This is a genomic window from Sporanaerobacter sp. (assembly GCF_047830725.1).
GTDB lineage: Bacteria > Bacillota > Clostridia > Tissierellales > Sporanaerobacteraceae > Sporanaerobacter.
Genome location: NZ_CP181252.1, coordinates 828,041 through 854,122, shown reverse-complemented (window position 1 = coordinate 854,122; position 26,082 = coordinate 828,041). Strand labels below are relative to the sequence as shown.

Sequence of the window (26,082 nt, the reverse complement as noted above, 5' to 3'; positions counted from 1 at the left end):
TGAGGGGGTTGGAAAATGAAGTTACTTATAGCTATTGTTCAGGATGCAGATACACCAAAGCTAGTAAAATCTCTTATGAGCAATAAATTTAGAGTGACAAAACTTGCTAGTACAGGGGGATTTTTAAAATCAGGCAATACAACGCTCTTGATAGGGGTTGAAGAAAATCAAATAGATGATGTCTTAAGTGTCATAGAAGAAATATGTAGCTCAAGAGCTATAAAAAAAGGAAATGAAGAAATAAATATTGGTGGAGCAACGATATTTGTTATGGATATAGATGATTTTAAGAGGATTTAAATATGGATATAGTAGGGCATGAGAAAATAATACAAAATTTAAAAAGAGCTATAGAAAATGACAAGATAAGTCATAGCTATTTATTTCAAGGGCCTGAAGCTATAGGCAAAAAGAAAGTAGCTTATGAATTTGCTAAAACTCTTTTATGTAAAAGAGGAGGATTAGAGCCCTGCAATGAATGTAGTTCTTGTATTAAATTTGATTCTTCCAATCATCCCGATTTTTATCTCATTGAAGCTGAAAAAAATACTATAAAAAAGAGTCAGATAGAAGAAGCCATAAAGTCCATGATGTTGAAGCCACTAGAGGGCAATAGAAAAATTTATATTATAGACGATAGTTTCAAATTGAGGAAAGAAGCACAAAATGCTTTTTTGAAGACGCTGGAAGAACCACCCTCTTATGTAAATATAATTCTCATAAGTACTAGTAGTGAAAATATTTTACCTACTATTCTTTCTAGATGTGAAGTAATAAATTTTATTCCAGTTGAAAAGGAAAAAATAGTAAAAGTATTGATTGAGAAATATGGAAAGGAAGTAGAAGAAGCGGAATTTATTTCTTCTTTTTCCAGAGGAAGCATAGGAAGGGCTATAGAGCTTTGTAGGAATGAAGAATTTTTTAATTTAAGAGAGAAGACTATAGAAATTGTAGATGAAATAGTGAAGGGCGATGGGCTCAAGGTTTTTAGTAATATAAGTTTTTTCGAGGAAAATAAAGATTCGATTGATGAGATACTAGATATAATTCTCTATTGGTTCAGAGATTTATTTATATATAAAGAGACAAACAGCACTGATTTAATTATAAATAGAGATAAAATGGAAATTTTATCGGACCAAAAATTTTTATCAAAAGATAAAATAAATGATATAATGGAATATATTATAGTGACCAAAAGAAATATAGATTTAAAATTAAATTATCAACTCTCAATAGAGACAATGCTTTTGAAAATGCAGGAGGTTTAAAGATGATAAAAGTAGTAGGAGTTAGATTTAAAAAAGCAGGCAAGATATATTATTTTGATCCAGATGAACTAGAAATAAATAAAGGCGATTGCGTCATAGTAGAAACGGCTAGAGGGATAGAATTTGGTCACGTAGTAGTGGGTCCAAAGGAAGTTACTGAAGAGGAAATAGTGTCTCCATTAAAAAAGGTTTTAAGAATAGCAACGCAAGAAGATTGTCAAATACATGAAGAAAATAAAGAAAAAGCTAAAGAAGCTTTCATCATATGTTTAGAAAAGATAGAAGAACATGGTCTTCAGATGAAATTAGTGGATGTAGAATATACTTTTGACAACAATAAAGTTATATTCTATTTTACAGCAGATGGCAGAGTGGATTTTCGGGAACTTGTAAAAGATTTAGCTGCTATATTTAGGACTAGAATAGAGTTAAGACAAATAGGAGTTAGAGATGAGGCAAAGATGATAGGAGGATTAGGTCCTTGTGGTAAACCAGTATGTTGTACTGCTTTTTTAGGAGAATTTGAGCCTGTTTCAATAAAGATGGCTAAAGAACAAGATTTATCATTAAATCCTACAAAGATATCAGGTCTTTGCGGAAGACTTATGTGTTGCTTAAAGTATGAACATCATGTATATGAGGAGATACTTGAAAAAATGCCAAATATAGGAACTATAGTTATTACTCCTCTTGGGAAAGGTACAGTAATAGAAACCTATACTATTATAGAAAGTGTCAAAGTAAAGGTTACTTTGAGTGATGATACAGAGGATTTAGTTGTATTCAATATAAATGATATAGAGATAACTAAAGAAATAGATCCAGAATATGAAGTTCTTGAAGAAGATTGTTCTTGTGAAATTGAAGAAGAAATTCAAGAATGTTGTAATAAACATAGGGATTTACAGGGAAAATAAAGGAAGTTAATTAAAACAACAATTAAATATATTTAATACACTTTTATTATTAGTAAAATAATGATAAAATATTAGCAGTTATAAGACAAGTTGACTAAGGGGGTGAACTAGATGGCTTATAAAATTACAGATGCTTGTATTAGTTGTGGTGCTTGTGCAGCTGAATGTCCAGTAGAAGCTATTAGCGCAGGAGATGATAGATACGTTATAGATCCAGAAAAATGCATTGAATGTGGTGCATGTGCCAATGTATGCCCAGTAGATGCTCCAAAGCAAGATTAATTTGTCCATAGAAAAAGACCCTTAAGGGTCTTTTTTGATATCATTAAAATACTAAAGGAGTATATTATGGAAACAATATTGAGAGATGGAGAAAAAATAGATATTATTCCAGGGAGTAATTACAAAATTATTCAAAATAGAGGGAAATTTTCTTATGGAACAGATGCTATACTTCTTTCCAATTTTTCAAAAATTAAAATAGATTCTATGGGTTTAGATTTGGGAACGGGAACAGGTATAATTCCGCTATTTTTATGTTCCAGATATAGTCCTAGAAAAGTTTATGGCGTTGAGATACAAGAAGAAGTGGCAGATATGGCTAGAAGAAGTGTGAAGATGAACAATTTAGAAGAAAAAATAGAAATATTAAATATGGATTTAAAAAACCTAACCCAAATATTTAAAAGTGGTGAATTTCAATTTGTCACATCTAATCCACCTTATATGAAGGTGGGAGGGGGTATTGTAAATGAGGAGGACAACTTTGCTATATCAAGACATGAAATAGCTTGCAATCTTGAAGATATAATAAGTATTGCAAGTTATCTATTGTGTCAAGGGGGAAAGTTTTTTATGGTTCATAGACCCCATAGACTTGTAGATATAATATGGTTTTTGAGAAAATACAATTTAGAACCTAAGTCTATTCAATTTGTTCACCCTAAATATGATGAAAAGCCTAATATTTTACTTATTATGAGCATGAAGGGTGGAAAATCAGAGTTAAAATTTGAAAAACCCTTGTATGTGTACAATGATGATGGTACTTATACAGATGAAATATATAAAATTTATGGAATGGATGTGGAAAATAGAAATGACTAGTGGAAATCTTTACATTTGCCCTACTCCCATAGGAAATTTAGAAGATATAACTATTAGAACTTTAAATGTATTAAATGAAGTAGATTTAATAGCTGCAGAAGATACAAGGCATACTATAAAACTGTTAAATCATTATGAGATAAAAAAACCACTCACAAGCTATCACGAACACAACAAATGGGAAAAGGGAAAATTCTTGTTAGAAAAACTTGAAGCTGGAGAAAATATTGCGCTGGTATCAGATGCTGGAATGCCTGGCATATCAGATCCTGGGGAAGAGTTGATAAGAGAAGCTATTTCAAAAAAAATAAAAGTAGTAGTTCTTCCGGGACCTACAGCATCTATTACAGCACTTGTATCCTCGGGACTTCCTACAAGTAAATTTGTTTTTGAAGGATTTTTGCCTTCCAACAAAAAAGATAGAAAAAAAGAGTTAGAAAGATTAAAAAATGAAGAAAGAACTATTATACTTTACGAAGCTCCTCATAGGCTTATGGATCTTCTAAAAGATATGTATGAAGTACTGGGGAATAGACGTATTTCTATTTCAAGAGAATTGACTAAAATTCATGAAGAAATTTTTAGAGGTACTGTAGAAGAAGGAATAGAAAAATACAGAGAAAATAGAAAAGGAGAATTTGTCATTGTAGTAGAAGGTGGAAAAGTAGAAAAGGAAACTCCACTATTAGATATTCCTATAAAAGAACACATAAAATTGTATATGGAAAATGGATTTTCCAAAAAAGAAGCAATAAAAAAAGTATCCAAAGATAGAGATATACCTAAAAATCAAGTATATAAAGAGAGTATAGATTTATGAAGACAAATCCCATCCAATATGGATGGGAGAAAATCTTATTTTTTAAGTTCTTCAAGACAAGCAGGACAAATGTTTTTGCCTTTGAATACTTGAACGTCTTTAGCTTGTCCACAGAAAATACAAGCAGGAGCATACTTTTTAAGTATGATTTGTTCTCCGTCAACGTAAATTTCCAAAGCATCTTTTTCAGCAATTTCCAAAGTTCTTCTAAGCTCTATAGGTATAACTACTCTACCTAGCTCGTCTACTTTTCTTACAATACCAGTTGATTTCATTTAAGAATACCTCCTATTATTTAGTATGTATCGACTTTTTTCTACAATTTAAATTGTACCATATATACCATTTTAAGTCAACCTGTTTTTTTAAAATATTTCACAAAAAAACAATATAAATTTTCAAACAAGTTTTCCTCAAACAAATATTGTATTATACTTATATATAGAAGTATGAAGGGGTGATATTTTGTACGGATTGAGTGAGGAATTGAAAGAAAAAGTTATACGCTTAAATTCTAATTTGTGTAATAAATACAATGAACTTCTTAAAATGGATATTGGAGAAATAAAAGATTATATCGATGAAAATATAGGAGAAATAGTTGAAATAGAAAAGATGAATAGTGCAGAAATAGAAAAATATTTAAAAAATGGTGGGATAATTGGAGTTGATGGTTCTAAAAATAGAATTGGTGGAGCCTATCCTCATTATTTAGAAATCTATCAGGGTTTAGCTAAAAGTTCTATATATGACAATTCTCCAATTTACAAGGCAGATTTTTACACTCCATTATATACAGAAGAGGAAAGTGAACTTATTGAAAGGCTTAATGGAAATGAAGAGGCAATTAAAAACTATAAATTAGCTGGTATAGAAGTAGATGTAGCTTTGGAAGGGGTCAAAAAGTACAATCCCTATGCTATCATGATGGATGGTTCTCTTATACGATATGATATAGAGTGTTTTGAAAAGTGGATAGAACTTCGCAGAGAATGTGAAAACAGGGGAGTTGTACTTATAGGCGTGATAAAAGATATAAAAACTTCCATTATTGGAGAAAATTTAGCTAAAGATAAAATCTTGCATACGGCAGAAAATTTATATGATAGAGAACTACTATATGGACTTCTCAAGTATGGAGAGATGATTAAAATAAAAGATGCAGTGGCAAAGAAACCTAAAGAAGGATTTACTTCTATATTTATGAGAAGTTCCAATGCCCCTAGTGTGATTGGAATGGATATACTAGATACTCAAAGAGAGCATATAGAAGAAATGGCAAGGCTTGTATTTACTCTTACACCGGAAAATAGTAGGGGTGTGCCACTATGGCTTGATATAGTAGATAGTGAAGTGAAAATATCGGATAAGATGATGCGTAGTATTTTGCAAACTTATTTAGACAGAGAAATACTTGAAAAACTTTTTATATCTGAAAGAGACAAAAGAACACTTTAGGGGGGATTTTTGATGAAGGTTGTAGGAATTACCACTCAACAAGAGGTATATGTAGGTTCTAAAGATAGAAACTTTAGAATAAATGAGTTTTTAATCATAATGGATGAAGTTCAAGGCGATTTAATGGGAGAGGTTGTAGAGGCCAATACTTACAATAGATACATACCGCTAAATATAAATGGAGATTTGGTAGACTCCAGCGTATTGGAATCCTTAAGAGCCATAGGATACAATATAGATGAAGATACTATATATATTGCCAAGGTAAGACTTATAAATGAAGCTCAGTATCCAGTAGAAACTGGCTCTGATGTAAGAGTACCTAAATTTCATGAAGTAAAGGATTTTATGGTCAAGGCGAATAAAGAAGAAGGATTGGTTTTGGGTCTCATAAGAAATACAGATCAAATGGTAGACGATATGGATGAGGAACTTAAAAATATACTCTATACCTTTGAAGATGATAAGCTTGAACCTCAAAGGGGTATACCCTATATACTTGATTTAAAGTCTATGCATCAATATCCTCATATAGGAGTGTTTGGTGGTTCTGGATCTGGAAAATCCTTTGGACTTAGAGTAGTTTTAGAGGAACTTATGAAGTTAAATATACCTACAATAGTTCTAGATCCTCATTTTGAAATGGATTTTTCTGAAATGCAGGAATATCTTCCTGATGATGAAAAAGAAGATTTCATTGGAAAATTTAAATGCCTTCAAGTTGGCTATGATGTGGGAGTTAAATTTGAGGATTTGAGTCCTCAAGATTTAAAAAATCTATTAGATGCTTCTAGTACACTTACTGATGCTATGAACAATGTAGTAGATATATTGTACAAGCGAAAAGATTCCTATCAAAGCTTTCATGATAGACTCAAGATGCTTTCTGAAGCTCAAGAAGAGGGTTCCCAAGAAAAAATAAAAAAAAGAATAGAAGAGGCTACAACCACTTCAGAAACAGAAGCTTGGAAAAAGAGAAAGGAATTGTATGATTCTTATGACAAAACCTGTCCTTATAGTTCTGTAAAGGGAATATTTTGGAGACTTAAAAAATTGTACAATGAAGGAATATTTTCAAATGATATTCACGAGATAGAAGAAGGATTAAAACTTGGGAAACTCATAGTTGTTCAAGGAAGCACTAGAATGCTACAGGTATTTAGCACTTATTTATTAAATAATCTCTATCACAAGAGAAGAGATTTTAAAGATGCATTATATAAACACACAACTAGCGAATATTTTCCACCATTTTTTATAGTCACAGATGAAGCTCACAATTTTGCTCCAAAGGGATATGAATGTCCTTCAAAAGCTGTATTAAAGGAAATATCCCAAGAAGGAAGAAAATATGGAGTGTTTTTGATATTGGCAACCCAAAGGCCTACTCTTTTGGAAGAAACTATTACAGCTCAGCTAAATACAAAGTTCATCTTTAGGACTGTCAGATCATCAGATATACAGACCATAAGAGAAGAAACAGATATAAAAGAAGAAGAGGCAAGGAGACTTCCCTATCTAAAATCTGGAGATGTATTTATATCTTCTGCTACTATGGGACGTACTATATATGTGAGAATACGAGCTTCAAAGACCAGAAGTCCTCATACATTAAATCCTTTTGATGAGCTTAAAAAATATAGCAAGGAAGAAGAAGAGAAGTTTTATAGAATCATAAAAGATAAACTTCCTATAAATGAATGTCAATTTTTATCTATATTGGGGGAAGTTGAAAAAGAGTATGGGGAAACTATTACTATGGATCAATTAAAAGAAAAAATGGAAAAACTAGTAGTGAGTGAAAAAATCGAAAAAGTAGCTACTCCTTTTGGAGATATGTATAAATAAAAGTTCTTATAGTTCTCCTCTTTTCATATATTCTAAATGGAAGGGGAGATTTTTTATGATGAGCACCATTTGGTTTTTGCTCATAACTATAGGAATAGTATATTCTATATTTTCTGGGACAATTGGAGATATAAACAATATCATCATAAAAGAAGCAGGAGAGGCAGTGACTTTTGCCATAAGTCTTATGGGAATAATGTCTTTTTGGCTTGGGATCATGAATATAGCAAAAGAATCTGGATTTCTAGAAAGGTTGTCAAAGTTTTTTAGCCCTGTAATGAGGTTTTTGTTTCCAGATATCCCCAAAAATCATCCTGCTGAAGGATTTATTCTCATGAATATCATAGCTAATATGTTTGGAGTAGGCAATGGAGCTACAGCTTTTGGATTAAAAGCTATGGAAGAGATGAATAAATTAAACAAGAATAAAAAAAAGGCTACCAATGCCATGTGTATGTTTCTCGTCATAAATATGTCCTCTGTTCAACTGATCCCACTGACTGTACTTAAAATTAGATATGATACTCATTCAGCTGATCCAACGGGGATAGTGGGACCTGGTATTATAGCTACTTCTGTTTCTACTATTGTGGGAATAGTGGCTGTAAAACTTTTTGAAAAGAGTGATTGTTCATGAAGGTTATATCCATAGTTCTTGTCCCTTTTATGACATTGACTATAATTATTTATGGATATTTAAAAAGAATAGATATATATTCTGCTTTTGTTGAGGGAGCAAAAGAAGGACTAAAGACTTCGATAAAGATAATGCCATATCTTATAGCTATTTTTGTTTCTATAGGAATATTTAGGGGTTCCCATGCTCTTTATATGCTCATGGATATATTAAGCCCTATCATGGAATTTGTAGGGATTCCTGTAGAGGTACTTCCATTGCTCATTATGAGGCCTATTTCAGGTAGTGGAGCATTGGGTGTAGTAAAAGACATCATAGAAAACTATGGCCCAGATTCATTTCCAGGGCAAGTAGCTTCAATCATGATGGGTTCTTCTGAAACTATATTTTATACTATGGCTGTATATTTTGGCTCTATTGGCATAAAAGATCATAGGTATACACTGAAAGCAGCCATGATATCTTATATTGCTTCTATATTTGCTTCAGTTTTTGTATGCAATATATTTTTTTGAAAGTAGGAAGACTAGGAATATTCCTAGTCTTCTAATATATAAACTTTTACTTTTCTTCTACCAAAAATTTTGGCCTCTTTTCCACTTGTAAAGAATAAATCAATTCTGTTACCTTTTATAGCGCTACCTGTATCCTCTGCTACCGCAAAACCATAATCACTCCTACCATCAAGAGATTCAACATAAAGTTTAGTTCCTAGTGGAATAACTCTAGGGTCTACTGATACAACTCCAGGTCTTGCTTTTGTACCTGATGCTGTAATTCCATATCCTCTGTCACCAGGCCTTTTTCCACAACTTGCATAGGATAAATCATAAGCAGTTGCTACTACCGTGAGAACTTTTTTATATCTTACATTTCCTCTTGAAGAAACATAAATTTCTTTTTCCTTAGTACCTTTCTCAATTACTTTTGGTATGGGATTAGAAACAAGTTTTTCAGATATAAGTTTTTCAGAAACCAACTGGCCATTTTTAAATACTTTTTTTACTTGAATTTCTTTAAGCCCTGTTTTGCCTTCTTGTACAACTTTTGAAGTGCCTTTTTCTAATTTGTTGGTTTTCCTTACAACTTCTTCAAAAGGGATATCTTTTTTGACTGTTTCAACAATTTCATCTACATTGACTACTTCAATTTCATCCATAGGATTTACTTTTGCACTTAGTGCTGGATAAGTATAGTCATTTTCATCTAAATCTATATTTACATCTTTCAATATATTTTCTACAGTGTCTTCTGTGGACTTTACTTCCAATGTCTTTTCGCCAAACTTTATTTTATAAATTTTAGGTGTTTTTATTGTTATAGTAGTATCTTTCTTTAGCTTGTCAGTAGCCTTGTGGCTAATATATCCTCCTTCCTCTAATTTAATTCCTTCGCTTTGGAGAACATCACCTACAGTAGGTTTTAATGTTCTTATTGTTTTTTTGCTATCATCTATGCAAATAGTAACTGTTTTAGTCTTTTCCTCATAAATGCCTAAACAAATTATAGCTGCTATAGCGAGGATAGTTGTAATTTTCAGATAGCGCTTAGGTTTTACTGAAAATTCATCCATGTTTTTCCCTCCTCAAGTTTGACTTATTGTATTCTATTTAAAAAGAAATTGTTTGTCAAATTTTTTGGTAAAAAGTTAGAAAATTAGATAAATTCAGAAAAACACTTGATAAATAGCTATTATATCCAATTGTAAAAATAATTATTCTTCATTTTTAGAAAAATATCAGATTTTGTCGAAAAAAAATTTAGTGCCTCCAAGCCGCATAAATACTGGCAAAGCTCAGAAGCACTAGTCACAAAATTTCAGGAAAATTTAAGGATATTTTTGGTAAAAACCTACTATTCCTCTATTTCTTCAGTACTTGTAGGTAAAAAATTTTCTGTTTCTTCAGGTAAAAAATTTTTTGTATCTTCTGTTTCTATAGGATTTTTATACATTCCACATTGGTTCATGCAGAATTCCATGCATTGCCTAAAATTTGGATCCATCATTGGACACATGATGGTTACGTTATTTGCTGGATAAATAGGCATTTCATTTACATATGGATCATATATAGGCATATAGTTTTCATACATAAAAGTATCCATAGGATATAGTGGTGGAACTGCAGGCATATAAGGGTCGAACATATAAGGGTCTTGGTTCATAGGTAAATACATAAAAAAATCAACTCCTTTTAAAATTTTAGCTAATATTATTATATGTACTTAATAAATACTGGCTACTATCTTTTTATCCTTGACATTTTATCATTAATCTTGTATATTATTTAAATAAATAGAGTATTATAAAATAAAGGTAATGCAGGGAAGAGTAGGTCTGTATTTTGAACATTAGAGAGCTGGGAAAGGTGAAAGCCAGCGTTCAAAGCCTTACCGAATATGGCCCCTAAACTGTATAGCTGAAAAAAGTAGGCTATAACGGGTTTGCAACCGTTAAGATTGCAAGGTTATGATTGTAACCTATAGAGATTTAAACTGTGAAGTTTAAATGAATTGGAGTGGTACCGCGAAGAATACCTTCGTCTCTATTGTTTTAGAGATGGAGGTTTTTTGTTTAGAAAAAAATAAGGAGGAATTGAAATGAAGAATTATTATATTACTACACCTATATATTATCCAAGTGACAATCTTCATATAGGGCATACTTATACTACTGTAGCTGCCGATACTTTAAAGAGATATAAAAAGCTTATGGGATATGATGTAATGCTAGTTACTGGTTCTGATGAGCATGGGCAAAAAATACAAGAAAAGGCAAAAGAAAATGGAGTATCTCCAAAAGAATATGTAGATGGAATAGTGAAAGACATCAAAGAACTTTGGGCAATGTTAGACATATCTTATGATGCTTTTACAAGGACTACAGATATTGAACATGAAAAGGCAGTACAAAAAATATTTGAAAAGCTATACAATAAGGGGGACATTTACAAATCATATTATGAAGGATTGTATTGTACACCTTGTGAATCTTTCTGGACAGAAAGTCAACTTGTAGATGGAAAATGCCCTGACTGTGGAAGAGAAGTTCACAAGACCAAAGAAGAAGCTTATTTTTTCAAGCTTTCAAAATATAGAGATGATCTCATAAAATTGTTTGAAGAAAATCCAGAATTCTTGCAACCTGAATCTAGAAAAAATGAAATGCTTAACAACTTTTTAAATGCAGGATTGGAAGACCTTTGTGTATCTAGGACTACTTTTGATTGGGGAGTAAAAGTTCCTTTTGATGATAAACATGTTGTATATGTATGGTTAGATGCATTGCTTTGCTATTTAACTGCATTGGGATATGGCACAGAGAATGATGAAAAATTTAAAAAGTATTGGCCTTGTGATGTTCATTTAGTGGGAAAAGAAATAGTTAGATTCCATACTATTATTTGGCCAGCAGTACTCATGGCATTGGATATAGAATTGCCAAAGAAAGTGTTTGGTCATGGTTGGATATTGTTTGAAAATGACAAGATGTCAAAATCCAAAGGCAATGTCATATATCCAGAGCCAATCATTGAATTATATGGAATAGATTCTTTTAGGTATTTCTTGCTAAGAGAATTTTCCTTTGGTCAAGATGGTTCATTTTCAAGAGAAAAATTCTTGACTAGGCTCAATTCAGATTTGGCCAACGATTTAGGGAATTTAGTGAGTAGAACTGTGACTATGGTAGAAAAATACAACGATGGACTTATTCCAGAAGCTCTAAAGGCTGGTGAATTTGATGATGAACTTAAAGAATTGGCAATAGGTGTATCAGAAAAAGTTGAAGAGCATATGGATAAGTTGAATTTTAGTGGAGCATTAGAAGAAATTTGGAAACTTATCAGAAGGACAAATAAATATATAGATGAAACTACTCCTTGGGTTCTTGCAAAAGAAGGAGATAGTGAAAGATTAAATACGGTTCTTTACAATTTATGTGAAAGTTTAAGGATTGTATCTATACTCATAAGGCCTTTTATGGAAAGAACTTCAGATGAGGTAAGAAGACAATTGGGCTTTTCAGATAAAAATATTTCTTGGGATGATTCGAAAGTATGGGGACAAATACCAGTAGGACAAAAAGTCAATAGAGGAAATCCAATATTCCCAAGGCTAGATATAAAGAAAGAACTAGAAAGACTAGATGAAGCCAATTCAAAACTCATAGAAGAAAGAAATGCTAAAAAAGGTAAAGAAAAAAAGGAAGAGAACTATATAACTATTGACGATTTTGATAAAATAGAATTAAAAGTAGCAGAAGTTTTGAGTGCAGAAAAACATCCAAATGCAGATAAACTTTTGGTATTGCAATTAAAGGTAGGAGAAGAAAAAAGGCAAGTAGTATCAGGTATAAGAAAATACTATAGTCCTGAAGATTTAGTTGGCAAAAAGGTAGTACTTGTGTCAAACTTGAAACCTGTAAAATTAAGGGGAGTAGAGTCTCATGGAATGGTATTGGCAGCAGAAAAAGATGGAGTGCTTACATTGGTGAGTACCCTAGAAGATATACCATCTGGAGCTACAATAAGTTAATAGGAGTTGAAAAATATGCTTATAGATAGTCATGCTCATTTAGATGATGAAAGATTTGACAAGGATAGAGAAGAAGTTATAAAATCTTTAGAGAAAAATAATATATCTCTTGTAATAGACCCAGGTGCGGATCTTTCAAGTAGTATAAAAGCAGTGAAATTGGCAGAGAAATATGAAAATATATATGCTGCAGTGGGGGTTCATCCCCACTCAGCAGAAGAAATGGATGAAAGTACTATAGAAGCATTAAGGGCTCTGGGAAATAGAGAAAAGGTAGTGGCTATAGGTGAAATAGGCCTTGACTACTACTATGACAATTCTCCTAGAGAAATTCAGAAAAAATGGTTTAAAAGACAAATCCAATTGGCTAAGGAAATGGATTTGCCTATTATTGTTCATTCAAGAGATGCTATTAAAGATACTTATGACATAATAAAAGCTGAAGCTTGTGACAATTTAAGAGGAGTATTGCATTGCTATTCAGGAAGTTTAGAAATGGCTAAAGAGTATATAAAACTTGGGTTTTATATTTCTTTTGCAGGTCCGGTTACTTTTAAAAATTCAAAAGTTTCTAAAGAAGTGGCAAAAGATGTACCTTTAGATAGATTGCTTATAGAGACAGATTCTCCATATTTGACTCCAGAACCTCACAGAGGAAAGCGAAATGAGCCTTTGTATGTAAGGTATGTAGCGGGTATGATAGCAGAATTGAAAGGTGTGAGTTTTGAGCAAATAGCTAAAGCAAGTAGTGAAAATGCAAAAAAGATATTTAATATTAAATGAAATTGTGAGGGGAGATTGTTTTGATAAAGGAAGTCATCGTAGTGGAAGGAAAGGATGATATTCAAGCTGTAAAAGCTGCAGTAGATGCAGAAGTTATAGCGACGGGAGGATATGGTTTTAATGAGGAGTTTTTAAGAAATTTGAAAACCATAGCAGAAAAAAGAGGAGTTATAATACTTACTGATCCGGATTTTGCAGGAGATAAAATAAGACGAGAAATATCAAAAGAACTTAAAAATTGTAAACATGCATTTTTGCCAAAGGGAAAGGCTATGAAAAAAGGCGATATTGGAGTAGAAAATGCAAATAGTGAAGATATTCTTGAGGCCATTGAAAAGGCTAGACCTGTTATGGCGGAAAAAAGAGAGGAATTTTCTCAAGAAGATATGCTAATTTTTGGATTGGCAGGAGGAGAAGATTCGAGAAAGAAAAGAGAAGAATTGGGAAGGATACTTGGTATAGGATATGCAAATTCCAAGCAATTTCTAAATAGACTAAACAACTATGGGGTTTCAAGAGAAGAATTCATAGAAGCACTGGAGAGGATGGAAGTAGATAATGAACGATAAAAGATTATATTCTCCCAGCTATGTAAAAGAGATAATAAACAAATATGGTTTTAGTTTTTCTAAAAGTCTTGGGCAAAATTTTCTCATAGATGGAAATATAGTTAGAAAAATATGTGAAAAAGGGAATATAAATTCTACAGATAATGTATTGGAAATAGGTCCTGGAATAGGAACATTGACAGAAGAATTAGCTATTAGAGCAAAAAAAGTAGTAGCAGTAGAATTGGATAAAAATCTTTTGCCTATACTTGATGAAACCTTGGGGAAATATGAAAATGTAGAAATAATTCATGGAGATATACTTAAAATAGATTTGCCTAAATTGTTTGAGGAAAAGTTTGATGGTGGAAGTATAAAAATTGTAGCCAATCTTCCCTATTATATTACCACTCCAATTATTACGAAACTTTTAGAAGAAGAGATGGACATTGATAGCATATTGGTCATGGTCCAAAAGGAAGTAGCAGAAAGAATGAGTGCAAGTCCAGGGAGCAAAGATTATGGCTCATTGTCTGTATTTGTAAATTATTATACAGAAGCGGAAATAGTATTAAATGTTCCCAAAACAGTTTTTATGCCTAAGCCAAATGTAGATTCTGCAATTATATTTCTTAAAATGAGAGATGAAAAAATTCAATTAAAAGATAAAGAAATTTTCTTTAAAACTGTAAAGGCTTCGTTTTCACAGAGAAGAAAGACCATATTAAATTCGCTTTCGGCTGGTCTTGGGATGGAAAAAGAAGAACTAAAGGCTATACTACTTAAATGCAATATAGATCCTAGAGAAAGAGCAGAAAATTTAAATATTGAAGATTTTGCAAAGATTAGTTCACTAATCCCCCCTTCATTCATATATTAATAATAAGATTTAAAAGGGGGGATTTTTTTTGGAATTCATATATACTAGAAAATTTGTCATTCTAAGAGATGATTTAAATAGTATACTTGCTATAAAACCTAAAGGTCATGTATTGCTCGAAATTAGAGAGAACAAGGGAAAGATGTCCATAAACATAGACAGATGCGAAAAAGAAAGTTTTTATAAAGTTTATTTGGTAGGAGCAAATGGTCAAGATTTTATAGAAAAAGAAATGGGGAGGATTTTCACAGACGAAAGGGGCAAAGGAAACTTAGAAGTATTTTTTAACCCTAAAAATGTAGGCGATAGTGAATATTCCATTGACAAATATAGTGCTATAGTTCTTAGAAAAGGGAAAAATGTGTTACTTACTGGATACATTGATGAAAAGAATAAATTTTTATCAAAATACATTTCCAAAATAGATAAGAATTCGTATGGCGAAGAAGTTTCTCAGAAAGAAAAAGTAGAAACAGAAGAAGAATTCTTGGAGCCACAGATATTGGAAAAAGCAGAAGAAGCAATACAAGAATTACCTAAAAATGAAGAAGTAGAAAAAGTAGAAAAAGTAGAAGAAGATGTAGAAACAGAATTTGAATATGGAGAAGATTTAAATATTGAATATATAAAACAATTGAGTTATAAAAATCAGATGTCAAACTATATTTTGAATATATTGAGGTTTTTTCCCTATGTAAAGCCTTTCAATGCCAATTTAGAAGGATATGATTGGTGGAGAATAGAATATGATGGAGCAAATATACATAGGGGATTTTTGCCATACTACTATTATCTTTCAAATATGTCCAATGTCTATCCTTTCATGCCCAATGCGACTACTTGTCAAGAACTCATAGCAAAATACAATCATTATTTATTTGGATTATATACAGAAAACAATGATATAAAGTATTATATGTATGGAATACCTGGGACATTTACTTCTTCAGAACATCCTTATAGAGGAGTTACGGGATTTAATACCTGGTTTGAATCTGAAGATGGCATAGGCTACTGGATATTGTATATAAATTCTATGACAGGCAAAGTCATTTTTCCAATAAACCCTATGACTCCATATTATTGAAAAAGTATGATATAATCATATAAAGTGTTTTGAAGGGAGGCCAGTTGCATATATTGCAACGACAAAATTGAAAAAAACCAATGAAGAAAAAGAAATATGTGATGTTAGCGCTATAGATATGGATAGTTTCAATGAAATCAAATCAAGTATGCTAGAAGAAGAAAAAATAACTAGGCTTTCAGAAACGTTTAAGGCTTTGTCTGATCCTACAAGGCTCAATATAATATATGTCCTTTCTAAAACTCCATTGTGTGTATGTGATATAGCTCAACTTTTGGACATGACTCAATCAGCTATATCTCATCATTTGAGAATACTTAGAAATCTAAAATTGGTGAAATTTAGAAAAGAAGGGAAAATGGTTATTTATTCCCTTGATGATGATCATGTATTGGAATTGTTCAATCAAGGATTAGATCATGTCAAACATCAATAAAAATGAGGTAAAAATTAGCCCTCATTTTTATTTTTGTTATGTTCATTATTCATGACTATTTCTACTGCTTCTGCCACTTTGGCCAAAACTGATATTCTCCTTTGCCTATCTAATAAAAAAGCTTTTTTTTCACCTTCAGCCTCAGAAGAGAGAAAATATACTGGTGGTAAATTGTTTAGTGCAATAGATTTTATATCATCTATACAATTTTCACATTTGCAAATATCATAATTTTTAAGTACTTCATCTAATACTTCAGAAACTACTATTTCCATATAGTTTTTTATCATTTGAATCAACCCTTTTTATATATTTGACTTTATTATTATATCACAATAATACCCTTTTATCATATAATATAATACTTTAGTCCTATTAATTATTTGATTTTGATTAAAAAATATAATTGCAGGGTATTATAGAAATAACTAGTAGTACTGAAAGGGGTCTTTTTTATGAGTGATGTAACAATATATACTACAGATACTTGTCCTTATTGCATAAAGGCTAAAAAATACCTTTCAGAAAAGGGCATAAAATACAATGAAAAAAATGTTCACAAAGATTTTCAGGCAAAACAAGAGCTGCTAGCTATGGGATACCGTACTGTTCCTGTAATAATAATAAATAAGCGGGAGATAGTTGGATTTGACAAACAAAAAATAGATAGCGTTCTTGGATAATTTTACTTGATGAATATACCTATATGGGGTATATTATATATATAGAAAAATTTAAGGAGGAATTTAAAATGGCAGATGTTGTTATATATTCAACAAACACATGCCCACATTGCGTAGCGGCAAAGGAATATTTTGCTCAAAAAGGAATAAGCTATACTGAAAAAAATGTTCAAACCGACATGCAGGCGAGAAAAGAACTAATGAATATGGGCCATATGGGAGTGCCAGTAATATTCGTAGATGGCGAAGAGGTAGTTGGTTTTGATAGAGATAGATTAGAACAATTACTTAACAAATAAAATTGAAAAAGACACAAAAAGAGGGAGTGATTTTACTCCCTCTTTTTTGTATCTTTATTGATTTAAAGCTCTTAGAAGTTCTTCAAGATTTATACCATGAACCATAGCTGCTTCTTCTAGTGATTCCATTTGGCTTGATGGGCAACCGATGCAACCCATACCAAATCGCAAAAGAGTTTCAATAGCTTCTGGTTTATTGCGAACTATTTCGCCTATCAACATATCTTTTGTTATTTCCATTCTTTGGCCTCCTTTAAAATCTTATAAAACTTATATTTATATTAACATATTTCATATACTCTTTATACCCCCAAATTTATAATTCCATATATTTTTAAAAATATTTAATTTTTTGCATAAAAAAATTTAATGTGGAGATTATTTATAACAGGAGGTGTTTATATGGATAATAATGACAACAACAATAGAACCAGAGACACTAAAAACACTAGTATAGGAGAAATATTTTTAAGAATTATTATCACTGCTATAATAGTAGGAGTAGCAGCACTACTTACTCCAGGATTCACAATAAATGGAATGTGGAGTCTTATTATAGCATCTATTGTGATTGCTCTTCTTGATTACTTTATACAAAAGATTGCAGGAGTAGATGCCTCGCCTTTTGGGAGAGGAATTACAGGTTTTATCATTTCAGCAATCATATTATATGCTACAAAATTTATAGTTCCCGGATTTAATATATCCATATGGGGAGCCATAATAGGAGCCTTAGTTATAGGTATTTTAGATGCTATCATTCCTGGAAGAGCGATGTAGTGAAAACCCTCCAGCTAAATCTTTAGCTGGAGGGTATATTTTGTTTGACATATAAAAAAATATAATATATAATATGATTTAAGATACCCATGGGGGGTATATATAGCGTAGAAAATCAAAAGGAGGAAAACAAATTATGAATATAGAATTGACTCAAGTAGCAAGAGAAGAATTGAGAAAATATTTAGAATCCAAAAATAAACAAGACAGTGCTTTAAGAATTTATGTGGCAGGTCTTGGCTGAAGTGGACCAAGCTTTGGACTAGCTCTGGATGAGCAAAAAGATGATGATAGTATAGTTAAAGTAGATGATTTCACATTTGTGTTAGATCAAGACATAGTCAACAATTTTGATGAATTCAATATTGATTATTCAAACAATTGGTTGAGAAGAGGCTTCCAAGTCACAGCAGACCGTGGAGGCTCACATTGTTAAAAAGATAGGTATTTACCTATCTTTTTTCTATTATATTGGATATAATAGAGTTAAACGGCAATAAGAATTTTGCGACAGGGAGAACCGTCCCTGCTGTCGCAGATGAGGAGGTTAGAAAATGGACAAGAATGAAATATATGCTGCACTTGAGAATGTATATGATCCTGAACTTAATAGAAATTTAGTGGAATTAAATATGATTAAGGATGTTTCGATAGATAATGGGAATATTAAGATTGTAGTTGCATTGACTACTATGGGATGTCCACTAAAAAACAAGATGAGGGAAGATATATTAAGTGAAGTGGGTAAAATAGAAGGAGTAAAAAATGTAAATGTCCAATTTGGCGAGATGTCAGATAGGGAAAAAGAAGCACTATTTGGCAAAGAAAAAAATTCTTTAAATTCTTTTGAAAACACTACTATATTAGCTATTGGAAGTGGAAAAGGTGGAGTAGGTAAGTCTACTGTTACAGCAAATTTAGCTGTGACATTGGCAAATATGGGATATAAAGTAGGACTTATAGATGCAGATATATTAGGCTATAGTATACCTCAGATAATGGGTATAAAAGGTGTAAGGCCAATGGCTATTGGAGATCAAGCTATTATTCCTGTAGAAGCTAATGGAGTAAAAATCATGTCTATGGGTAATCTAGTAGAAGAAGATGAAGCACTTATTTGGAGAGGGCCTGTTCTTTCAGGGGTACTTGAACAATTTATGAATGAAGTATATTGGGGTGAGTTAGATTTCTTGCTCTTAGATTTGCCTCCAGGAACTGGTGATATACCTCTTAGTATCATGCAAGAAGTAAAAGATGCTAATTTCTTAATAGTGACAACTCCGCAGATTACAGCCAAGGGCGTGGCAAAAAGATTAGGTATTATGGCTCAAAAGACTAATACTGATATAATTGGAGTTATAGAAAACATGTCTTACTTTGAATGTGACAAATGTGGTGAAAAACATTATATATTTGGCTCTGGAGAGGGAGAAAAATTAAGCCAAGAATTAGGTGTGAACTTCTTAGGTGAAATTCCGCTACTTAAAGAAATTAGAGAGGGAAGTGACAAAGGCATTTCACCAGTAGTAGATTTAAATTCTCCAATTGGTAAAATATACAAGACCATTGGGGAAAAAATAATTGCAGAGATTTAAAAAAAATGTTGAAAAATTTACTATAATAGAATAGTCTATAAATATAGTATAATATATTCACGCCTATGGAAGAATTAAATTGGAGGTGATGATAATGGATTCTGGGCCCTTATCTGGTAGTCCGAGTAGAAAATTTAATATTAGAAGGGAAGAACCATATTCATCACTTTTACTTATGGTTCTTCCAAGGGGGGAATTTTAATGGATGAAAGAAAAATTAAAATGCTGTTAGAACAGAAGAAGTATCGTGAATTGAGAGAAGAACTTATCAAGATGAATCCAATAGACATAGAAGAAATATTGGAAGAAGTGGATATAACTGTAGCACTTATGTTGTTTAGGATGCTGCCTAAGGATATAGCGGTAGATGTATTTTCATATTTCCCAGTAGATAAACAAAAGGAAATAGTAAGTTGTATTACAGACAAGGAATTGAAGTATATTATAGACGAGTTGTACTTTGATGATATGATTGACTTGCTTGAGGAAATGCCAGCAAATGTTGTAAAAAAGATATTGCTAAATTCAAATCAAGAAGAGCGAAAACGTATAAATCAATTTTTAAACTATCCACAGGACTCAGCTGGAAGTCTAATGACTATTGAGTATGTGGATTTAAAGAAAGAGATGACTGTTGGAGAGGCATTAGCTCACATAAAAGAAACAGGCCTTTCTAAAGAAACAGTTTATACATGTTATGTAACAGATTCCAATAGAAAATTAGAAGGAATAGTTTCTCTAAGAAAGCTTGTAGTTAGTGAAGAAAATGAGATTATAAAAAATATAATGAACAGAGATGTCATATATGTAAATACCCATGATGATCAAGAAACTGTAGCTGCACTTTTTAGAAAATATGGTTTTTTGGCTCTTCCAGTAGTAGATAAGGAAAATAGACTTACTGGTATCATAACTGTTGATGACATAATGGATGTTATAGACAAGGAAAATACAGAAGACTTTCAAAAGATGGCTGCTATGTCTCCATCAGAAGATGAATATTTAGATACTGGTGTTTTTAATTTGGCTAAACATAGGATATTGTGGTTGTTGTTTTTAATGATATCAGCTACTTTTACTCAAAGAATTATAACAAAATTCGAAGATGTTCTTCAGTCCACAGTACTCTTGGCTTCTTTCATACCTATGCTTATGGATACTGGCGGAAATGCAGGAAGCCAATCTTCTACATTGGTGATTAGAGGTATAGCTTTAGGTGAAGTACATCCTAAAGATATAGGTAAAGTTATATGGAAAGAATTCAGGATAAGTATTATAGTAGGAGTAACGCTAGCTTTGGTGAATTTTTTGAGGATATATTATATAGAAAAAGTTGGATTTAATATTGCTATTACAGTTTCTATAACTTTATTTTTCACTGTCGTAGCCTCAAAAGTAATAGGTGGAATACTTCCTATTGCAGCTAAAAAGTTGAAAATAGACCCAGCTATAATGGCAAGTCCACTTATTACAACTATAGTGGATGCATTGAGTTTAACAGTTTATTTTACTGTAGCTTCATTGATTTTGCATATTTAAATTTATTTCACACTGGAGGAGTGCTAATGGTATCTAATCAAAATAAAACTCCATTGTTTGATGCACTAAAAGCATATCAAGAGAGAAATGTCATACCTTTTGATGTTCCTGGACATAAACATGGAGTAGGGCTGAAAGAATTTGGGGAGTTTGTGGGAAACAAGGTATTGCAAATAGATGTAAATTCTATGAAACCTTTGGACAATTTAAGTAATCCCATAGGAGTCATAAAAGAGGCAGAGGATTTAGCAGCTGAAGCCTATTGGGCAGACCATTCGTTTTTTTTAGTCAACGGGACTACATCAGGAGTTCAAGCTATGATCATGAGTGTTTGCGAACCTGGAGATAAAATAATAATGCCTAGAAATGCTCACAAGTCTGCTATAAATGGGCTTATATTAAGTGGTGCTATTCCAGTATATATTCAGCCGGAAATAAATGAAAGGCTTGGCATAGCCATGGGAGTTTCTATTGAAGACGTAGAAAAGGCAATAGCCAGAAATTTTGATGCAAAAGCCATATTTTTGATAAATCCTACTTATTATGGAGCTGTTTCTGATATAAAGAGCATAGTTAAAATTGCTCATAAATATGGTATGGCAGTTCTTGTAGATGAGGCTCATGGAGCTCATTTTAGATTTCATGATGAGCTTCCCTATGATGCTATTGAATTGGGTGCAGATATGTGTGCTGTAAGTATGCACAAGACTGGTGGTTCTCTTACTCAAAGTTCCTTACTCCTCATAAAGGAAGGATTAGTAGATGAAAAAACCGTAAGAACTGTACTCAGTTTAACTCAAACTACTAGTGCCTCATATCTTCTCATGTCAAGTCTTGATATAGCAAGAAAAACTTTAGCAATTCATGGTCAGGAACTTCTTTCTGAGACTTTGCGACTTGCAAGAAAGGCAAGAGAAGAGATAAATAAAATAGATGGATTATATGCTTTTGGGAAAGAACTTGTAGGAACTCCTGGAACATTTGATTTTGACGAAACCAAATTGGGTATAAATGTATCCGACTTAGGTCTTACAGGATTTGAAGTGTACAATATATTGAGAGATGAATACAATATTCAGGTTGAAATGGGAGATGTATTCAATATATTGGCTCTCATAAGCTTTGGAGATAATGACGAATCTGTTGATGCTTTGATAAAGGCCTTAAAGGATATTGCTAAAAAATATAGAAAAGATAATTTTAAAATACGTTTTGATAAAGTTTCAGTATTGGAAAATCCAGAACTTATCGTATCTCCAAGGGAAGCCTTTTATAGCAGGAAAAAGATAGTTAAATTGGAAGAGGCAGAAGGTCAAATAAGTGGAGAATCTATAATGGTTTATCCACCAGGAATACCAATTGTCATACCTGGAGAACGTATTTCAAAAGATATGATAGATTATATAGTCATGCTTAAAAGACAAAATAGCTCACTTCAAGGAACAGAAGATCCAGAAGTGGACTATATAAAAGTGCTAGGTTCTTATTGACCTAGCACTTTTTAAATTTATGAGTTTATACAATGTATCTTTCTAAATCTTCTCCAAATTGTTCGGAAACTTTCTTGAATTCTTTTATGTTTTCAATCATTTTATTTAACTCTTCTGTATAAGCGACTACATTTGCACTTACTTCTTCAGAAGAAGCAGAGTTTTCCTCTGCAATAGCAGCAAGGGTCTCGATATTTGCAGATATAGTATTTAAAGATTTTGTTTCATTGTTTAAATTCTCAATTAAATCAATTATTAAATTAGATACATTTTGTATAGACATTACAGTAGTATAATTTTCGTTGGCAATATTTGAAAGACTATTGTTTTCTTTTTCAAGAGTAATATATTGTTTTTCTATTTGTTCTACAAAGCCGTCAATTTCATTTATAAAGGTAACTAGATTGTCATTGATGTTTTTTACAGCTTCTTTAGAGCCTTCAGCAAGTTTTCTTATTTCCATAGCAACTACAGTGAAACCTTGTCCATATTCTCCAGCCCTAGAAGCTTCAATACTGGCATTTAAGGCAAGTAAATTGGTCTTGTCAGAAATGCTTTCAACAGTTTCTACTATTTTAGTTACATCCTTTGCCCTATTTTGAAGCTTGATACCATTTTCCTTTACTTGTAAAAATTCACCTAGAATATTGTTAAGACTTTTAGAAGTATTTTTCAAATTTTCGTAGCCTTTATTTAATTTCAAAACTGCTGTTTCCAAATCTTCTTTTCCCATATTTTCTTTTTCTGTTATATCGTTTAATGAATTCATGCTATCATTTAAAAGTCCTGCGGTCATTTCAGTTTCTTCTGCTTGACTTACAGCACCTTCTGCTACTTGTTCTACAACATTGGATATTTCTTTGGAAGTATAGCCCATATTTGTAGATATATCATTGAATTTATCTGCAAATACATTTAATTCATCAGTAGTTCCCTTATATCCAACAAAATCTGATTTTATATTTGCTTTTATACTATTGAGTTTTGAATTTATATTTTCAAAGAAATCTTTTGTAGAAATGGTATTTTCAATTGAAATATTTCTATTTTCCATTTCATCAAGGTTTCTATAAATAGTTTTTATTGGTGCGAATAGTCCTTTACTTATTAAAAAAGGAACTAGAAAAGATAAACCCAAAAATGTTGGCAATAGAATATTTTCATTTGCAAATTTTGATAGTATCACATAAGGTATTCCTATAAACAATAGTGAGGCTACTCCAATTTTTGTCTCCAAGTTTTTGATAAACCCAAAGGATAAAGCTTTGTTAAACTTATAATCTTTGTGCTCATAAATTTCTTCAGGGAAAGTTATGTGTATTTTCATAAAATCTTTAGTTTTTTCTATGGTTTCTATATCTATTTTTTCATTGTAGAATTGACTAGCACCTATGAGCATTCCCTCAAAATATCCAAACATTCCTCTAGGTGAAGAATATGTCATCGAAGCTTTTTTGCTTCCTATTGGTTCAACATGTAGTATAGGAGGCTTTGCTCCTGGTATTCTCTTTGTGACTACTACATGGATATCGTACATAGCTCTTAAAAATGAATACAAATTTTTGTATCTGAAAAAAGCAGGATAGTCCAAGGAAAAAGTCAAAACATTGTTTTTGCCCATTTCTTTCCAGGCCTCAAAAGATGTTTTATTGGTCTTTTCGGCTATGTAGTCTACAATACCTATGGCAGCTTTATCATCAATATCTTCCATAGGAGTAAATATCTTGTCTGGACTCATACCATATTTTTTCATGGCTTCATTTGTAATCTCATCTCCATAGATATTCCTACAAGTTTTTATCCAAGCAGATACTATTGTACCTTTCATGTAAAATACCCCCTTTTTGTGACAATATAATTATACCACAATATTCACTCAAACAATCTAAATTTCATAAGATATATTAATACCTATTAAAAAAAGGGGGTATTTTATGTTTTGCCTAGAAAAAAAAGAAATATTTCAAAAACCCCTTGAAGAGATAATTGAGAAATTGCTTCCCTCACAGATTGATATAGATTTTCATATAGAGTGTCTAAAGGCACAAGCTGTTATTGCAAGGACCAATATGATTAGAGAATATTTGAAAATAGATAAATCCAATTCACTACATTGTTCTTATAGATTTTATTCTCAGCGGGAACTTGAGGAAATGTGGAGTGAAAAATATGTTGAAAATATTGGGAAAATAAAAAAAGCTGTTGAGGAAACAAAAGGCCTTGTCATAACTATGAAAGGCAAGCCTATAATGGCTAGATTCCATGATACTTGTGGAGGAAGCACAGAAAACTCAGAGAATGTAATAAAAAATGAAGTCAATTATCTAAGAAAGGTGCTTTGTCTTTACTGCCAAAATTCCCCCAATTTAATTGAAGAAAAAGATTTTTCCATTGAAGATATTGAAAAAGCACTAAAAGTCAAATTCCATTTAGACAATCCTTATTCTAAAGGAGAAATAAAGGGGTTTTTTGAGGATATAGAAAGAGATGAAGAAAATAGAGTATTGAGCATAAATGTAGGAGGAAAAGTTTTTAGTGGAAAGGAAATAATGGAAGGGCTTCATTTGAATTCGACTAGATTTTATATGACTCCACTATATATAAGATTTACTTCCAAGGGAAAAGGTGATGGACTTGGATTTTGTCAATATGGAGGAAATGAGCTTGCCAATAGGGGATATTCTTTTTTAGAGATACTTAAGTATTATTATACTGGAGTAGATGTGGAAAAATATTCTCTTCCAGGCATAGGAAATCCTCTTTATGGCAAAACTATAATGATAGATCCAGGTCACGGTGGAAAAGACTCTGGTTATATAGGAGAATTGGGTTTAAAAGAAAAAGATATTGTTCTTGAAGTAGCAAAAATGTTGAGAGAAGAAATAGAAATATTGGGAGGAGAAGTTTATCTCACTAGGGAAGTAGATGAAGAACGGTTTTTGAGTAAAAGATCAGAAATGGCTAATAGAATTCGACCAGATTTTTTTATTTCACTTCATATGAATTATTTTCCTAATTCCAATATGAAAGGTTGTGAAATATACTGTTTTAGAGGAGATACAGAAAGCAGAGAAATGGGAAATATTTTACTTAAAAATTTAGAAGAAGTTGGTCTAGTGAATAGAGGAGTGAAAGAGGGAAACTTTTATCTTTTAAAGAGCATAGGTGTAAATACTATATTGGTAGAACTTGGGTTTTTGTCTAATTTAGAAGAAGAAAAATGTTTTTCAGAAAAAAATTTCATAAAAGATTTGTCTCGTGCCATAACATTGGGTATTTTAGAATATTTTGAATATTAATTTTTGCTCTTTTACAATTGACAAGTAGATGCATTAGTAGTATAATAATCTATTTGACAAAAAGGACAA

The 26,082-nt window shown here is 31.8% G+C and carries 30 protein-coding genes and 1 other annotated feature; of the genes, 24 read left to right on the top strand and 6 right to left on the bottom strand.

Translation table 11 applies throughout. From position 1 onward, the window contains the following. Positions 1-15: 15 nt before the first annotated feature. From ACFWUA_RS04105 to rsmI, 6 genes are all read left to right on the top strand, one after another. Positions 16-300, top strand: a complete 285-nt coding sequence (locus ACFWUA_RS04105; protein WP_416198893.1) for a cyclic-di-AMP receptor — start codon at positions 16-18, stop codon at positions 298-300. 2 nt (positions 301-302) lie between these two features. Beyond that, positions 303-1,271, top strand: a complete 969-nt coding sequence (gene holB / locus ACFWUA_RS04100) for a DNA polymerase III subunit delta' (protein WP_416198892.1) — start codon at positions 303-305, stop codon at positions 1,269-1,271. A gap of 2 nt (positions 1,272-1,273) precedes the next feature. Further along, positions 1,274-2,188 (top strand): PSP1 domain-containing protein, encoded by a 915-nt coding sequence (locus tag ACFWUA_RS04095; RefSeq protein ID WP_416198891.1) that lies wholly within the window; start codon positions 1,274-1,276, stop codon positions 2,186-2,188. A 111-nt stretch (positions 2,189-2,299) separates the two neighbouring features. After that, the gene (locus ACFWUA_RS04090) at positions 2,300-2,470 is read left to right on the top strand and encodes a 4Fe-4S binding protein (RefSeq protein ID WP_072743614.1); all 171 of its coding nucleotides are present in this window, start codon (positions 2,300-2,302) and stop codon (positions 2,468-2,470) included. Positions 2,471-2,536: 66 nt separating this feature from the next. Next, positions 2,537-3,295 (top strand): tRNA1(Val) (adenine(37)-N6)-methyltransferase, encoded by a 759-nt coding sequence (locus ACFWUA_RS04085; RefSeq protein WP_416198890.1) that lies wholly within the window; start codon positions 2,537-2,539, stop codon positions 3,293-3,295. Further along, complete coding sequence (rsmI, locus tag ACFWUA_RS04080; RefSeq protein ID WP_416199170.1) at positions 3,288-4,115, top strand: 16S rRNA (cytidine(1402)-2'-O)-methyltransferase; 828 nt, start codon at positions 3,288-3,290, stop codon at positions 4,113-4,115. The genes ACFWUA_RS04085 and rsmI overlap by 8 nt, the downstream gene beginning before the upstream one ends. A gap of 35 nt (positions 4,116-4,150) precedes the next feature. On the opposite strand, the gene ACFWUA_RS04075 is transcribed toward rsmI, so the two are convergent. After that, a complete protein-coding gene (locus ACFWUA_RS04075) occupies positions 4,151-4,390 on the bottom strand; it encodes an AbrB/MazE/SpoVT family DNA-binding domain-containing protein (protein WP_072743610.1) in 240 nt (79 codons plus the stop codon). A gap of 190 nt (positions 4,391-4,580) precedes the next feature. Here ACFWUA_RS04075 and ACFWUA_RS04070 point away from each other — a divergent pair, with 190 nt between their 5' ends. From ACFWUA_RS04070 to ACFWUA_RS04055, 4 genes are read left to right on the top strand one after another with little or no spacing between them, the layout of a single operon-like run. Further along, positions 4,581-5,573: a DNA double-strand break repair nuclease NurA gene (locus ACFWUA_RS04070; RefSeq protein ID WP_416198889.1), complete on the top strand. Its 993-nt coding sequence runs from the start codon at positions 4,581-4,583 to the stop codon at positions 5,571-5,573. A gap of 12 nt (positions 5,574-5,585) precedes the next feature. Continuing rightward, positions 5,586-7,421, top strand: coding sequence for an ATP-binding protein (locus tag ACFWUA_RS04065; protein WP_416198888.1), 1,836 nt, complete (start codon positions 5,586-5,588; stop codon positions 7,419-7,421). A 55-nt stretch (positions 7,422-7,476) separates the two neighbouring features. Then, complete coding sequence (locus ACFWUA_RS04060) at positions 7,477-8,058, top strand: nucleoside recognition domain-containing protein (protein ID WP_416198887.1); 582 nt, start codon at positions 7,477-7,479, stop codon at positions 8,056-8,058. Then, a complete protein-coding gene (locus tag ACFWUA_RS04055; RefSeq protein ID WP_416198886.1) occupies positions 8,055-8,573 on the top strand; it encodes a spore maturation protein in 519 nt (172 codons plus the stop codon). The genes ACFWUA_RS04060 and ACFWUA_RS04055 overlap by 4 nt, the downstream gene beginning before the upstream one ends. 23 nt (positions 8,574-8,596) lie before the next feature. Here ACFWUA_RS04055 and ACFWUA_RS04050 read toward each other — a convergent pair whose 3' ends face one another. Next, complete coding sequence (locus ACFWUA_RS04050; RefSeq protein ID WP_416198885.1) at positions 8,597-9,631, bottom strand: 3D domain-containing protein; 1,035 nt, start codon at positions 9,629-9,631, stop codon at positions 8,597-8,599. Between the two features lie 281 nt (positions 9,632-9,912). Continuing rightward, positions 9,913-10,236 (bottom strand): hypothetical protein, encoded by a 324-nt coding sequence (locus ACFWUA_RS04045; protein WP_416198884.1) that lies wholly within the window; start codon positions 10,234-10,236, stop codon positions 9,913-9,915. A 133-nt stretch (positions 10,237-10,369) separates the two neighbouring features. Beyond that, positions 10,370-10,609, top strand: a binding site (T-box leader). Between the two features lie 50 nt (positions 10,610-10,659). Here ACFWUA_RS04045 and metG point away from each other — a divergent pair. From metG to ACFWUA_RS04015, 6 genes are all read left to right on the top strand, one after another. After that, a complete protein-coding gene (gene metG, locus ACFWUA_RS04040) occupies positions 10,660-12,594 on the top strand; it encodes a methionine--tRNA ligase (RefSeq protein WP_416198883.1) in 1,935 nt (644 codons plus the stop codon). Positions 12,595-12,609: 15 nt separating this feature from the next. Next, positions 12,610-13,377: a TatD family hydrolase gene (locus ACFWUA_RS04035; RefSeq protein WP_416198882.1), complete on the top strand. Its 768-nt coding sequence runs from the start codon at positions 12,610-12,612 to the stop codon at positions 13,375-13,377. A gap of 20 nt (positions 13,378-13,397) precedes the next feature. Further along, positions 13,398-13,946, top strand: coding sequence for a ribonuclease M5 (rnmV, locus tag ACFWUA_RS04030; RefSeq protein WP_416198881.1), 549 nt, complete (start codon positions 13,398-13,400; stop codon positions 13,944-13,946). Then, the gene (rsmA, locus tag ACFWUA_RS04025) at positions 13,936-14,805 is read left to right on the top strand and encodes a 16S rRNA (adenine(1518)-N(6)/adenine(1519)-N(6))-dimethyltransferase RsmA (protein ID WP_416198880.1); all 870 of its coding nucleotides are present in this window, start codon (positions 13,936-13,938) and stop codon (positions 14,803-14,805) included. The genes rnmV and rsmA overlap by 11 nt, the downstream gene beginning before the upstream one ends. Positions 14,806-14,833: 28 nt before the next feature. Further along, a complete protein-coding gene (locus tag ACFWUA_RS04020; RefSeq protein WP_416198879.1) occupies positions 14,834-15,892 on the top strand; it encodes a hypothetical protein in 1,059 nt (352 codons plus the stop codon). A 67-nt stretch (positions 15,893-15,959) separates the two neighbouring features. Next, positions 15,960-16,328 carry an ArsR/SmtB family transcription factor gene (locus tag ACFWUA_RS04015; protein WP_416198878.1) on the top strand — a complete coding sequence of 123 codons (369 nt, stop codon included), beginning with the start codon at positions 15,960-15,962 and terminating at the stop codon, positions 16,326-16,328. 14 nt (positions 16,329-16,342) lie between these two features. On the opposite strand, the gene ACFWUA_RS04010 is transcribed toward ACFWUA_RS04015, so the two are convergent. Next, positions 16,343-16,618, bottom strand: a complete 276-nt coding sequence (locus ACFWUA_RS04010; RefSeq protein ID WP_416198877.1) for a late competence development ComFB family protein — start codon at positions 16,616-16,618, stop codon at positions 16,343-16,345. A gap of 165 nt (positions 16,619-16,783) precedes the next feature. Between ACFWUA_RS04010 and ACFWUA_RS04005 the strand changes: the two genes are divergently transcribed. Next, entirely contained in the window at positions 16,784-17,011 is a 228-nt protein-coding gene (locus ACFWUA_RS04005; RefSeq protein WP_416198876.1) for a glutaredoxin family protein, read from the top strand. 68 nt (positions 17,012-17,079) lie between these two features. After that, positions 17,080-17,310, top strand: a complete 231-nt coding sequence (locus ACFWUA_RS04000) for a glutaredoxin family protein (RefSeq protein WP_416198875.1) — start codon at positions 17,080-17,082, stop codon at positions 17,308-17,310. A gap of 54 nt (positions 17,311-17,364) precedes the next feature. On the opposite strand, the gene ACFWUA_RS03995 is transcribed toward ACFWUA_RS04000, so the two are convergent. After that, on the bottom strand, positions 17,365-17,550 hold the full coding sequence (locus ACFWUA_RS03995) for a DUF1858 domain-containing protein (protein ID WP_352405095.1): 186 nt from the start codon (positions 17,548-17,550) through the stop codon (positions 17,365-17,367). Between the two features lie 162 nt (positions 17,551-17,712). Between ACFWUA_RS03995 and ACFWUA_RS03990 the strand changes: the two genes are divergently transcribed. From ACFWUA_RS03990 to ACFWUA_RS03970, 5 genes are all read left to right on the top strand, one after another. Next, positions 17,713-18,090, top strand: coding sequence for a phage holin family protein (locus tag ACFWUA_RS03990; RefSeq protein ID WP_416198874.1), 378 nt, complete (start codon positions 17,713-17,715; stop codon positions 18,088-18,090). A gap of 136 nt (positions 18,091-18,226) precedes the next feature. Next, complete coding sequence (locus tag ACFWUA_RS03985; RefSeq protein ID WP_416198873.1) at positions 18,227-18,526, top strand: HesB-like protein; 300 nt, start codon at positions 18,227-18,229, stop codon at positions 18,524-18,526. Positions 18,527-18,644: 118 nt separating this feature from the next. Beyond that, positions 18,645-19,685, top strand: coding sequence for an Mrp/NBP35 family ATP-binding protein (locus ACFWUA_RS03980; protein WP_416198872.1), 1,041 nt, complete (start codon positions 18,645-18,647; stop codon positions 19,683-19,685). Between the two features lie 201 nt (positions 19,686-19,886). Beyond that, positions 19,887-21,224: a magnesium transporter gene (gene mgtE / locus ACFWUA_RS03975; RefSeq protein ID WP_416198871.1), complete on the top strand. Its 1,338-nt coding sequence runs from the start codon at positions 19,887-19,889 to the stop codon at positions 21,222-21,224. 26 nt (positions 21,225-21,250) lie between these two features. Beyond that, complete coding sequence (locus ACFWUA_RS03970) at positions 21,251-22,714, top strand: aminotransferase class I/II-fold pyridoxal phosphate-dependent enzyme (RefSeq protein ID WP_416198870.1); 1,464 nt, start codon at positions 21,251-21,253, stop codon at positions 22,712-22,714. A 25-nt stretch (positions 22,715-22,739) separates the two neighbouring features. Here ACFWUA_RS03970 and ACFWUA_RS03965 read toward each other — a convergent pair whose 3' ends face one another. After that, positions 22,740-24,542: a heme NO-binding domain-containing protein gene (locus tag ACFWUA_RS03965; protein ID WP_416198869.1), complete on the bottom strand. Its 1,803-nt coding sequence runs from the start codon at positions 24,540-24,542 to the stop codon at positions 22,740-22,742. Positions 24,543-24,648: 106 nt separating this feature from the next. Between ACFWUA_RS03965 and ACFWUA_RS03960 the strand changes: the two genes are divergently transcribed. Next, a complete protein-coding gene (locus ACFWUA_RS03960) occupies positions 24,649-26,013 on the top strand; it encodes an N-acetylmuramoyl-L-alanine amidase (protein ID WP_416198868.1) in 1,365 nt (454 codons plus the stop codon). Positions 26,014-26,082: the final 69 nt, after the last annotated feature.